The organism is Lysinibacillus sp. S1, from assembly GCF_044986265.1.
GTDB lineage: Bacteria > Bacillota > Bacilli > Bacillales_A > Planococcaceae > Lysinibacillus > Lysinibacillus capsici.
Window position 1 is genome coordinate 2,489,593 of record NZ_CP173154.1, and the last position, 12,790, is coordinate 2,502,382.

At 36.9% G+C, this 12,790-nt stretch carries 8 protein-coding genes and 1 riboswitch; of the genes, 3 read left to right on the forward strand and 5 right to left on the reverse strand.

Going from position 1 to position 12,790, the window contains the following annotated elements; genetic code table 11:
• On the reverse strand, positions 1 to 1,515 hold the full coding sequence (gene hutH / locus ACHZEU_RS12400) for a histidine ammonia-lyase (RefSeq protein WP_048390715.1): 1,515 nt from the start codon (positions 1,513 to 1,515) through the stop codon (positions 1 to 3).
• Positions 1,516 to 1,796: 281 nt separating this feature from the next.
• On the opposite strand from hutH, the gene ACHZEU_RS12405 reads away from it, so the two are divergent.
• Positions 1,797 to 3,251, forward strand: coding sequence for a response regulator transcription factor (locus ACHZEU_RS12405; RefSeq protein WP_054548936.1), 1,455 nt, complete (start codon positions 1,797 to 1,799; stop codon positions 3,249 to 3,251).
• 287 nt (positions 3,252 to 3,538) lie between these two features.
• Positions 3,539 to 5,044, forward strand: a complete 1,506-nt coding sequence (locus ACHZEU_RS12410; RefSeq protein ID WP_048390717.1) for a catalase — start codon at positions 3,539 to 3,541, stop codon at positions 5,042 to 5,044.
• 123 nt (positions 5,045 to 5,167) lie between these two features.
• On the opposite strand, the gene thiC is transcribed toward ACHZEU_RS12410, so the two are convergent.
• The 3 genes from thiC to ACHZEU_RS12425 all read right to left on the reverse strand — a co-directional run bounded on the left by thiC (position 5,168) and on the right by ACHZEU_RS12425 (position 10,401).
• Positions 5,168 to 6,946: a phosphomethylpyrimidine synthase ThiC gene (gene thiC, locus ACHZEU_RS12415; RefSeq protein WP_048390718.1), complete on the reverse strand. Its 1,779-nt coding sequence runs from the start codon at positions 6,944 to 6,946 to the stop codon at positions 5,168 to 5,170.
• Positions 6,947 to 7,086: 140 nt separating this feature from the next.
• Positions 7,087 to 7,201: riboswitch (TPP riboswitch) on the reverse strand.
• Positions 7,202 to 7,261: 60 nt separating this feature from the next.
• Positions 7,262 to 8,191 (reverse strand): AEC family transporter, encoded by a 930-nt coding sequence (locus ACHZEU_RS12420; RefSeq protein WP_048390721.1) that lies wholly within the window; start codon positions 8,189 to 8,191, stop codon positions 7,262 to 7,264.
• Positions 8,192 to 8,301: 110 nt separating this feature from the next.
• A complete protein-coding gene (locus ACHZEU_RS12425) occupies positions 8,302 to 10,401 on the reverse strand; it encodes a methyl-accepting chemotaxis protein (RefSeq protein ID WP_404803454.1) in 2,100 nt (699 codons plus the stop codon).
• A 254-nt stretch (positions 10,402 to 10,655) separates the two neighbouring features.
• Between ACHZEU_RS12425 and ACHZEU_RS12430 the strand changes: the two genes are divergently transcribed.
• Entirely contained in the window at positions 10,656 to 12,305 is a 1,650-nt protein-coding gene (locus ACHZEU_RS12430; RefSeq protein ID WP_279493673.1) for an S-layer protein, read from the forward strand.
• Between the two features lie 131 nt (positions 12,306 to 12,436).
• Here the strand turns inward: ACHZEU_RS12430 and ACHZEU_RS12435 are convergent, their stop codons facing one another.
• Entirely contained in the window at positions 12,437 to 12,565 is a 129-nt protein-coding gene (locus ACHZEU_RS12435; RefSeq protein ID WP_279493671.1) for a hypothetical protein, read from the reverse strand.
• Positions 12,566 to 12,790 lie beyond the last annotated feature (225 nt).

Sequence of the window (12,790 nt, forward strand, 5' to 3'; positions counted from 1 at the left end):
TTACACATACTCATTTACTAAATCATTACTTGATAGTAAATATTTCGCCAATGCTTCAATTTCATCGCCAATTGGTTGATCGGCTAATAATGGTGGGCAAAATTCTCGCACTTTCTTTAAGAATTTACTTGTAGTAGGAGATAATTGCTCTTCTGCCTTGTCTAAATGAATAGCCTGTGATGCACAAATCAATTCGATAGCTATAACGCGAGCAGCGTTGTGAACAATCTGACGTACTTGACGTGCCGAAGTTGTTCCCATACTTACATGATCCTCTTGGTTACCTGATGTAGGAATAGAATCCACACTCGAAGGATGTGCTAAAACTTTATTTTCTGAGACAATAGAGGCTGCTGTATATTGAGCAATCATAAGCCCACATTCAATCCCAGGGTTTGTTGCTAGAAACGGTGGCAGCCCTTCATTAAGTTGAGGGTTTACCATACGTTCTGTACGTCGTTCTGAAATATTGGCCCACTCACATACACCTATTTTCAAAAAGTCCATTGCCAAGGCTATTGGCTGTCCATGGAAATGCCCACCCGATAAAACCTCCCCGCTTTCTAAAACGATTGGATTATCAGTTGTTGCATTCATTTCAGTTTGAACACGGTCCTGTGCGTAGAAAAATGACTGCCAAGAAGCACCATGTACTTGCGGTATACAACGTAGTGAATAAGCATCCTGCATGCGAATTTCACCCTGCTTTGTCACACGTTTACTGCCATCGAGCCACTTACGAATACGCCCGCCCACTAGTTCTAACTCTGGATGTGGTCTTACTGCTAAAAGTGCTGGATCAAATGCCGAGGTAATGCCCTTTAAAGCTTCCAGTGTTAAGCTAGCAGCCATATCCGCTGCAAGACCGATTCGTTCAGCTTCATTGACCGTTAATACACCTATACCCGTCATAGCTTGTGTACCGTTAACTAATGCTAGCCCCTCTTTAGCTTGAAGTCTAACAGGGGTTAATCCTGCTTGCTTTAGCGCGTCACTACCACTCATGATTTCTCCGTTAAACTCAGCCTTTCCTTCTCCCACTAACACTAATGCCAAATGTGATAAAGGCGCTAAATCACCACTTGCTCCTACTGAACCTTGTGACGGAACAATTGGATGAACACCTTTATTAATAAGATTCAACAATAGTTGGACAGTTTCCTCACGAATGCCAGAAAATCCTCTGGCCAAAGCATTGGCACGTAACACCATCATTGCACGTACAACATCTGTTGGGAATGGTTCACCAACACCGGTTGCATCTGATCGTAATAAATTTAGCTGCAATAGCTCAATGTCTTCTTCTTCAATTTTTATATTGCTGAGTTTACCAAACCCTGTATTCACACCATAAATTGTTTGGCCTTCAGCTAAACGCTTTTCGATACGCTCTCTACTTAAACGAATACGTTCCAAACTCTCTGTAGCAAGCGCAACTGTTGCTTGCCCCTTCACGATTTCCTCTATTTGTTGTCTTGATAATGTATTGCCATCAAGCTCGATGATTGACTTCACATGACATCCCCCTATTCCCTATATGGCTATGTAAATAAATTATCTTCATTCATATTTTCGTAATATGAAAACATCAGTCTCAAACTTTTTAAGCGTTTTCATAACAAAAGTTGGCTTCTGCTGATGATCAATTACTCTATTTACATTGTACTAACTACCTTTTTCAGAATATAGAGAATTTTAATAGAGAAAACAAGACTTTTTTCAGATTACTATGTTATTTTTATTAATATAACCGTACTTTTATATGAAACTAGAATATTTTAAGAAGGGCTGATGGTATGAAGCTGTTATTAATTGATCGCGATCCAACCGACCTAGCAGGAATAAAGTGGTTTTTACATACATATTTCCCTGGAGATGTTTTTATTGAAATGTGCACAAGTATTTCAGAGGTGTCTCATAGCATTAAACAATTTGAACCTGATGCCATACTGTTAAATATCGATATATTCCCTAATAATCGCTTAGCAGCTCTTTATCGCGATATACAAAAGCTTTCTGGTGCCATTTTAGCAATGACAACTGAGCCATTATTTAAAAATGCTTTGAAGGCAATTGATTTACAAGTTGCTCATCTTTTTGTGAAGCCTATTGATTTAGAGCTATTAAAGAAAAAACTCACAACCATTTCTCTTCGCACACCACAGATTACAGAAGATGCTCAAGAGACTACAAACGATTCCTTTTATAATCAATTATTTTTAGATAATAAATCAAGTTCAATTGAGACAACATTACATTTCACAATGATTGAACCCGAGCATACTGAAACCTTCAATAAGCTTTACAATTGGCTTCAACAAACACCGATTCACTTTCATATGAAAACCTATCCTCTATCTAATAGAATCGTATGTCTTTTTCAAACAAATGATATAAGGATTGTGGAAAAAGATGTACGTACACTTATGAAGGAATGGCGTTTGATTAGTAATAGTTCTTTAAATATCGGCATATATGATGGAACACCTACAACCATTAAAACTATGTATACATTAACAAAGCGTGCACTACATCAAAGTTTTTATGAGGGCTTTGGCCATATTTTTTATGCGAGCAAACAATATGAAACTCAGCCCTTTGATCCCTTATTGACACCAGAAGAGCAACAATTACTAATAAGTAGTTTGGAAGATGGAAACCTAGAGGCCGTTAAAACATTTTTATATCGGCTTTCTAATGAAGGCATATATTATGAGCAAGACGATTTACGCATTCATTTGACGAGTGTCTTAGCACAAATTAGACGCTTTATGCTGAAATATAAATTACATGAAAAAGCGGTTATCGAACAACACTACCGTCAGCTATTTCATTTAATCATTGAGCATCCTATATTTTATACGATACTCAATGGGATTATTTCTTTCACGCAGACATTAATTGAGTTAGCAAGGGAAGCTCGCATAGAGAAACGAGCTGATTATGTTGAACTAGCTATAGAAATAATTGATCAACAATTTAAAGATAGCGCACTGTCTCTTCCCTTTGTCGCTCATAAACTTGGAATAAGCCCCAATTATTTAAGTACAATTTTCTCAAGAAAACAAGGCTTGCCATTTAAGCGCTATTTACAGCAAGTAAGAATTCATCATGCCACAAAAATGCTGCGAGAAACAGATTTTGCTATTAGCGAAATTGCTCATTTAAACGGTTTTGATGACCCAAATTATTTCATAAAATTATTTAAGCAACAAATTGGTATTACGCCTAACCGATATAGAAAAAATTAAAAGATTAATTTTCAATTAGTTGATTTTATGTTCAATAAAGATTTTATCATGATGTGATTATCTTGATCTTAATATGACAATTATCTATAAAATTGAGATTAAATAAAATAAATTTAAGTTAAAAACTATGTATAAACCCTATGTCTAGCGMATATATTTATAGTTTATACTTAAATAGAAAAATTCTTTAACGATAATTATTATAATGTACTAGCAATTCTATTTTATATTTGTTATAGTTATAGACGAAGAGTTTGACTCACATTTTTTTCAGGAGGTAAACTAATATGACAAACGCAAATGATCGTAGCCGTCGCTTTACAACAGCAGGTGGTGCTCCAGTAGTAAGTAACCATGACTCTATGTCAGCAGGTCCACGTGGCCCTCTTTTACTTCAAGATGTATGGTTAGTTGAAAAACTAGCAAATTTCAACCGTGAAGTAATTCCAGAACGTCGTATGCACGCAAAGGGCTCAGGTGCATTTGGTACTTTTACTGTAACGCATGATATTTCACAATATACTAAAGCGAAAATCTTCTCAGAGATCGGCAAGAAAACTGAAATGTTCGCACGTTTCTCTACAGTAGCGGGTGAGCGTGGTGCAGCAGATGCAGAGCGAGATATTCGTGGCTTCGCCCTTAAATTCTATACAGAAGATGGAAACTGGGATTTAGTAGGGAACAATACACCTGTATTCTTCTTCCGTGACCCGTTACACTTTACAGATTTAAACCATGTGGTAAAACGGGACCCACGTACAAATATGAAAAATGCCAACTCTAACTGGGATTTCTGGACTTCATTACCTGAAGCACTTCACCAAGTGACAATTGTTATGTCTGACCGTGGTATTCCAGCTGGTTACCGTAATATGCACGGATTTGGTTCTCATACGTATAGCTTTATCAATGCTAATAATGAACGTGTTTGGGTTAAATTCCACTTCCGTACAGAGCAAGGCATTAAGAACTTAACTGGTGCCGAGGCTAATGAGATTATTGGTCAAGACCGCGAATCTTCACAACGTGATTTATATGAAGCAATTGAAAAAGGCGATTTCCCTAAATGGAAAATGTACATTCAGGTAATGACAGAGGAACAAGCTCGTGAGCTACCATACAACCCATTTGATTTAACAAAGGTATGGTATAAAAAAGACTTCCCATTAATTCCTGTAGGTGAATTCGAGTTAAACAAAAATCCAGACAACTACTTTGCAGAAGTTGAACAAGCTGCATTCGCACCATCTAACATTGTTCCTGGCATCAGCTTCTCACCAGATAAAATGTTACAAGGTCGTATCTTTGCATATGCGGATGCCCAACGCTATCGTCTTGGTGTAAACCACTATATGCTTCCTGTCAACGCACCAAAATGTCCATTCCGTACTTTCCACCGAGATGGAGCAATGCGCTTTGATGGCAATCTTGGTTCGACATTAAGCTATGAACCAAATAGCTATGGTGAGTGGGAGCATAATTTAGACCATAAAGAGCCTGAATTACGTATTGATGGTCATGCAGGTATTCATGATTTCCGTGAAGACGATAATAATTACTTTGAACAACCAGGTAAACTATTCCGTCTATTGACTTCGGAAGAGCAGCAACGCTTATTTGAAAATACCGCGAACGATATGGCTTCTGTTGAAGAATTCATCAAACGCCGTCACATCCTTCACTGCTATCTAGCTGACCCAGCATATGGTGAAGGTGTCGCTAAAGCGATGGGTCTTTCCTTAGAAGGTATGGACCTTACAAATCCATATGTAAAACAACCAACAAACGTTTAATATTCCACTTTATTATTGATATCCAAATCCAACTTTTACTCCATGTGAATCCACTATTCACATGGAGTTTTTTTATTAAGAAAAGGCCTATGTCTATTTTTTTGACATAAGCCTTTTCTTTCATTATTGATAAATTTGACTGCCTGCTTTTTTAAACTCCTCAGCCTTTTCTTTCATACCTTGATGGATCGCTTCAGTCGTATTCAAATCCTTATCTTTCGCATAATTACGAATATCCTGTGAAATTCTCATGCTACAGAATTTAGGCCCACACATAGAACAAAAGTGTGCTGTTTTTGCTCCCTCTGCTGGCAGTGTCTCATCATGATATTCCACTGCACGCTCGGGATCTAGTGACAGATTGAATTGATCACGCCAACGGAACTCAAAGCGCGCTTTAGACAGTGCATCGTCTCGTTGTTGTGCACCTGGATGACCTTTTGCTAAATCAGCAGCATGTGCAGCAATTTTATAAGTGATAACGCCCACACGAACGTCCTCGCGATTCGGTAAACCAAGATGCTCTTTCGGTGTCACATAACAAAGCATCGCTGTACCAAACCAGCCAATCATGGCTGCCCCAATGGCTGATGTAATGTGGTCATAACCTGGAGCAATATCTGTTGTGAGTGGTCCTAATGTATAGAAGGGAGCTTCCTTACAAACCTCTAATTGCTTGTCCATGTTTTCTTTAATCAAATGCATTGGTACATGACCTGGTCCCTCAACCATTACCTGAACATCATGCTGCCAAGCAATCTGTGTTAGCTCGCCTAGTGTTTCAAGCTCTGCAAATTGTGCCTCATCATTGGCATCTGCAATTGAGCCTGGGCGTAAACCATCACCTAAGGAAAAAGCAACATCATAGGCTTTCATAATTTCACAGATTTCCTCAAAGTGTGTATACAGGAAATTCTCTTGATGATGATATAAACACCACTGTGCCATTATAGAGCCACCTCGAGATACAATACCTGTCACACGATTTGCTGTTAGTGGTACATAGCGTAAAAGGACACCTGCATGAATGGTGAAGTAATCCACACCCTGCTCAGCTTGTTCAATGAGAGTATCACGATAAACCTCCCACGTTAAATCCTCTGCTACACCATTTACCTTTTCTAAAGCCTGATAAATTGGCACTGTTCCCACTGGCACTGCCGCATTTCGAATAATCCATTCTCTAGTTGTATGAATATGTTTACCAGTCGATAAATCCATAATATTATCTGCGCCCCATCGAGTTGCCCAGGTCATTTTCTCAACTTCTTCTGCAATGGAAGAAGATACAGCAGAATTCCCGATATTCGCATTGATCTTTACATGAAAATTACGCCCAATAATCATTGGCTCTGCCTCAGGGTGATTAATATTAGAAGGCATTATAGCACGCCCAGCTGCAATTTCTGAACGTACAAATTCAGGATCCATATTTTCACGAATCGCTACAAACTCCATTTCAGGCGTTATAATTCCCTTTCGTGCATAGTGAAGCTGTGTCACATTTTTACCTTTTTTAGCACGCAAAGGCTTTCTCGCCAACTCAGGGAAGACATTTTCTTGAATACGCGGGTCATCAACATGACGAAAGCCATTATCCTCCGGTTTAATGGAGCGTCCCTCATATGCTTCTACATCCCCTCGCTCTTGAATCCATGCATTTCGTAAGGCAGGTAAACCTTTCGTAATATCTACTTGGTAGGCTGGATCTGTATAGGGCCCACTCGTATCATATACTCGAATAGGAGCATTTTCTTCATTTCCAAAACTGCCTGTTGTCGGACTTAATGCAATTTCTCGCATAGGTACTAGAATATCTGGGCGTGATCCTTCCACATATACTTTTTTGCTTCCTTCAAAGCTGGACATAATGGTAATATTCTTTTCACTAATTGCTGACATGAGCTACTTCTCTCCCTTAAATTTATTTTGATATAAGGACCGATTCTAGCTCACCCCAACAATCCAAAAAATAAAGGCCGAATCCAAAATAATTATTTGGATCCGGCCACGAATGTAAAGGTCTATTGATTGCATACTCTGCAATAGCTTCTTAACTTTCCCACGCTGGTATGAGCCAGATCAGGTCCAAAGGGTCAAGAAACTTCGTAGCGTTTCCCTCTCAGCCTGACTCATCAGACTCCCCTAGTTAATACTATTTAGTTTGATGCTAGTGTAGCAGATAATACTAAGAGATGGAAGTTATTTTTTATCTTACTAGGTAAATAATACTTCTGCAAAATAGATCACAATGGTTACAGTTATACAGCTTACAATGGTTGAAAATAAAACAGCTTGCGCGGCTGTTGCTGATTCTACATCATATTCCAATGCTAGACTAGAACTATTGCGGGATGTTGGAAAAGCACTAGCTATAAACAGTGATTGTGCGACGACTCCATCTAATCCCAATATATAAATAATGGCCAATGCAACAGATGGTCCAATAATTAATCGCGTAAAACAGCTGATAAAGACGGTTTTATTAAACATTGATTTCATCTCTAATTGTGATAATTGCGCACCTAAAGTAATTAGAGCCACAGCAATAAATCCATCTGCCACATGTTCTACTGGTATTTTGATAAACTGTGGAATACCGATATCAAAATAATTCATAGCGACACCTATAATAAGCGCATGAATAATAGGCATTTTAAAGAAATCCTTGATGATTGTCATACCTGACTTTGTAGAAGAAATTAAATTGTATAAACCATATGTATACGTAGTCATATTTTGAAAGATTACGAGCATGACCTGAATGGCTACTCCAATAGGTTGCGTGGCAAATATCATTTGAGCCACTGGAATACCGTAATTACCCGAGTTAATGAGCACAACACTATTTTTAAAGACAGCTGCCTCTGTTCTAGCTAAACCTAACCCTTTTGCCATAAAGTGACTGAGTATCATTTGACTACCGATAAAGAGTACAATAAATAATCCGACCTCTCCCAGTACAGTTAATTCCACATGTGTTTCATATAAATTTACAAAAACAGCTGCTGGCATAAAGCAATATGTAATAAGCTGAGACAATGCTTTTAAATTAAAGCGAAATTTCTTTTGTAGTATAGCGCCTATTACAAGTAACACTAAAATAGGTACAACAATTTGAAAGAAAATCATTCCGAGATACATCATATCAATGTCCCCCTTCCAGTGTTAATAGTAGTGTTGAATTCCTTCTAGGTCAATTTCTCCGGCTTTCACCATAAAGAAGACTGCCTCTATATTGAAGGCAGCCTTTCTTTTTAAGCAAGCTTAAATCGGTTTACAACTTCTTGTAGCTCGTTTGAAATATCGTTCATATTTTGAATAGACTCTGCTACTTTTTGTAATTCTACTTGTTGATCCATTGCAGAAGCACTTACTTGTTCCGCAGAGGCTGCTGTTTGCTCTGAAATAGCCGAAATACTTTGGATAGCCATGATTGCCTGATTTTTATGCTCTAACATGCTAGATAGTTTATTCATTAAATCACTAATAGAATTTGCAATTGAACCCGACAAATCACTGCTATCTTTAAATGCTAGTTGCGTGCTTTGTACGGACTCATTTTGAGATTGCATTAAATCTGCATTAGATGCAATCACAGCAACCGTCTGCTGAGAATTTTCAAGAATACTTTCTACTGTACTCTTAATAATTTCTGTTTCATTCTTAGATTGTTCTGCTAGCTTTCTAACTTCCTCTGCAACTACAGCAAATCCTTTACCATGTTCACCAGCACGTGCAGCCTCAATACTTGCATTTAAAGCTAGCAGATTAGTCTGCTCGGTAATGCTTTGAATCGAAGCAATAATCTGATTAATATTGGCAATATTAGAAGCTAATGATTCCATTTGCTGCTGGATACGCCCATTCATTTCATTTGTCTCCATATTACGTTCTCTTAAACTTTCAACCTCATGCAATCCTTTTTCCGTTGTTACACCTGTTTTATGAGATAGCTCATCCATTTCATTAGAAAGAGCCGTAATAGCATCAATCTGATCTGATAAATCCATCATTCGATAATTTGTTTCTTCTGTATCCTCTGATTGCTTCGAAGCTCCTTGTGCAATCTCGTTGATAGCTACGGAAACCTCCTGACTAGAAGCAACTACCTCATTAAATGCCTCATTTACCTGATTAGAAGATTGGTTCAATAACCTCGTGGAATTTAGTACAGTTTGAATCGCACTATTGGTTTTATCTAACATATTATTATAGGCCACAGCAACTGCACCAATTTCATCAGGCTTAATATATCGCTCTTCTACCTTTTGTGTTAAATCCCCTTCGGCTGCAGTTTCAATCGATGCACGTAAAAATTTAAGTGGTTTTAATTGTTTATAGATGAATAACACACTTGCAGCTGTCATCAAAACCACCATAATAATGGAAGCAATAATCGTAAATACAAATACATGATTATATGTTTCTAGAATCTTTGATTCAGCTAACACGACTTGAACAGTCCATGTTTCGTCAATACCCTCTAAAATCATTGGAGCAAAAACATTATAGGCCTTTTCCTTCAGTTGATTAGAGTCAACGTACATACTTGTTAGTTCACCATTTTCCATTGTCTTACTAATACTTGTCCAAGTAGGATCCTCTTGCATATTGCGCCCAACTAGCTCATCACCAAAACTGTTAGCTGTTAGCACACCTTTATTCGTAATAATTGCCGCATAACCGCCTTCTGGGGCATTCGATTTTGTTAAATCATTTAAAAAATCTATTGATACATCGGCAGTCAATACACCGAAAAATGTCCCGGAAGCATTGATTAATGGCACTGAAATGGTTGTCATTAATACGGATTGGCCGTTTACATTATAATCATAGGGCTCTGTCAAAACTGCACGTCTCTCTTCTTTTGGTACCCAATACCATTCAGAAATACTCTTATCATCAATACCTTCGATTAGAGCAGTCGAGATATCATTTCCGTTCTTACTTAAATAAGGGATAAAACGTTTTTTAGTATCTACTAAAGCAGCTTCAGTTGGTTCTAAAATAATAGAATCTTGCTCAAAGATTGCTCCTACTCCAAGAATGTCATTATTGCTAGCTAAATTGTTTTCCATTACGTCTATGACACCCTTGGTAGACAACGTATTATTCTTCTCCATGCTTTCTATGATACGCTTTGTTGTTTGTAATGTCGTATTGGCTTTCTTAAATCTTTCACTCATAATAGCTGCAGAAGATTCAGCCGATTGTAATGTTCCATGCTCTGCGTCTTCAACACTTTGCTTTTTTATAATAATCCCCGTTATGACAGTATAGGATAAAAATAMAATAAGAAATAATCCTATTATAAGGGAAGAAAGTTTTAARGCAATTCCTCTTGATTTTTTCATAACTAACACCCCCACTTTTATACTAATAATAATGGATGGATGATTGTATCACAATAAAATATTTAGCGAATAAAGTAGAAAATTTACAGAATTATAGAGAAAAATACCGATACTTCACCAAACATTTATTTTTCAATATAAGGGCCTAATGACTTATTTGAATTGAGATTCATAGTAAAACATCCTCTTCGAATTCTAAATTATAGAAGAATATGATATATTAACTATTAAATAGAATGATTGGAGTGACTTACATGAAAAATAAAGCGCTATCAACATTAATGGCCACGGCTATTACAGCGACACTAGTATTACCAATGTCTACTGCCAATGCCGCATCATCTCAAATTCAATCAAATTCATATGAGACACATGTAGCAGCAGCAAAAAAAGTAATAGGTGAATCCGTAACGATCAAAAACATTACAAAAGATACTGTCATAACATCTAACGGCACATTTAGAATTCAATCGGCATTAAAGCCCCTATTTGATACTTCAAATAAAACAGCATTAACCAATGCCCGAGCTACAATTGTAGTGAAAAATGGTCAAATTACGGACGTTACCTCATTAATTTTAAACAAAGCAGGTACAAGCAAAAAATCTGTCTATTTTGATGGAGGTGACGCACAAATCTCGGGAGATCTTACTGTAAACGCTGACTATGTAAAGATTCAAGATGTTAGTGTGGATGGTCAGCTTATCATTACAAACAGAGTAAAAAAAGCCGTTACACTCAATGAAGTAGCAGTAGATGAAACAATTACACTAAAACCAATTGTCACGAAAAAGGTAAGTTGGCTATATGTTACTTTAATCGATATGAAATCATCAAACATCAATTTGGGACGTACTAAAGTCAATGTATCTTCTGACCAAACTCTTGCCAAAGTAGATGTGGTTGGTAAAGTGGAATCTTTTGAAGCAATGACTAATATAGAAAAGCTTACAATTGATGTAGCGAAAGATTTCAACCTTTATGGTGAGGGTAAAATTGAGCAAATCGTTGTAAAGGGCGGTACTAAAGTAGCTTTAGATTCAGGACATCTGGTAAACAATGTACAAGTAGACAATAAAAATGTCTCCGTGACACTACCTGTTATTGATAAAAAGGAACTTAATACATTAATCGCATCCCCACCATATGTACAAGTATCTGTAAACGGCTATGATATTTTAAATACGGACAAATGGACAACACAAGCAGACCGCACAGTGTTTGATTCTGCTGTAGCAAGTGCGAGAGCTGTAGCAAATAATTCAAATGCCTCACAAGAACAGGTGAAAAATGCCATTAATCAGTATAAAAATGCACTAGCAGTCTACCAAGCTGCTCAGAAGAGTGGTACAAAATATGGTTATGGCGATAAAGCTTCACTACAGTCTTTAATTAATTCTGTTCAATATGTTACTGTTTCTTGGGACGGGTCAAATGTACCTTATAATTCTCCTTGGACTACACAAGCAGAAAGAAACGCAATAGAATCTGCTGTTTCATCTGCCCAAGCAGTTGTTAATAATTATTATGCCACTCAAACGGATATTGCCAATGCCATCAATAATTTAAACAATGCTATTTGGACTTATAAGAATGCTAATAAGTACGGAAATAATGGATATTATGTGGATAAAGCTAATTTACAAACAAGTGTTACTGCTGCGTATTATGAACTTCAAAATGTAACAGTTTCTACAAGCGGAACTGGGGTAGATGTTACTAACGGAATAAGATGGACAAAAGCTGTTGATCGAAGTAACTTTGAGGCTGTAGTTCAACAAGCACAATATATACTAAATGATCCTAATGTGTACCAATATCAAATTAATGACATGTATAACACCTTAAACCAAGCAATAGAAACTTATAGAAAAGCACAAAATGTAGGAATTATTAGCAATTAGGTTTTGCTATGTTGTCAACACCTAAATCTCTTTTAGTATAACGAAGGACTCTACCTATTGTAGAGCCCTTCACTATTTAATAATTCTTTTTTAACTAAATGAATTCATTTGCAACATTGTATTCATTTGCTTCACCTTCGATACCAATCCTCCACCTCCTCACTCGGTTCCACTGCCAAATGCTCTTGAGGCATCTTTTTTAACAGCCAATATTGCTCCTCAACGGCGGCTGTATTATTAAGTAGATCGTAAAGTTTCATTAAAGTAAAATAACCAACCTCTGCATCTTTAATCTATTAACTTCTTATATTATTTTTCCAAAATAACAAAAATCTCTATAACAATAGGCAATTTTAAATTATTCTACCATTCAGAAATATACATCTTCTATACCATACATCTAAAAACCTCTTCAATCTTATTTCATGGTAGATATTAAGCACATTTGCATATGGTATTTTAAACAGCACAAGTTCAACTAATAA

What these genes read in the sequence shown, in the direction of transcription:
- ACHZEU_RS12405 (WP_054548936.1), top strand. Translation starts at nt 1,797, where the DNA reads ATGAAGCTGTTATTAATTGATCGCGATCCAACCGACCTAGCAGGAATA.
- ACHZEU_RS12410 (WP_048390717.1), top strand. Translation starts at nt 3,539, where the DNA reads ATGACAAACGCAAATGATCGTAGCCGTCGCTTTACAACAGCAGGTGGT.
- thiC (WP_048390718.1), bottom strand. Translation starts at nt 6,946, where the DNA reads ATGTCAGCAATTAGTGAAAAGAATATTACCATTATGTCCAGCTTTGAA.
- ACHZEU_RS12420 (WP_048390721.1), bottom strand. Translation starts at nt 8,191, where the DNA reads ATGATGTATCTCGGAATGATTTTCTTTCAAATTGTTGTACCTATTTTA.
- ACHZEU_RS12430 (WP_279493673.1), top strand. Translation starts at nt 10,656, where the DNA reads ATGAAAAATAAAGCGCTATCAACATTAATGGCCACGGCTATTACAGCG.
- ACHZEU_RS12435 (WP_279493671.1), bottom strand. Translation starts at nt 12,565, where the DNA reads ATGAAACTTTACGATCTACTTAATAATACAGCCGCCGTTGAGGAGCAA.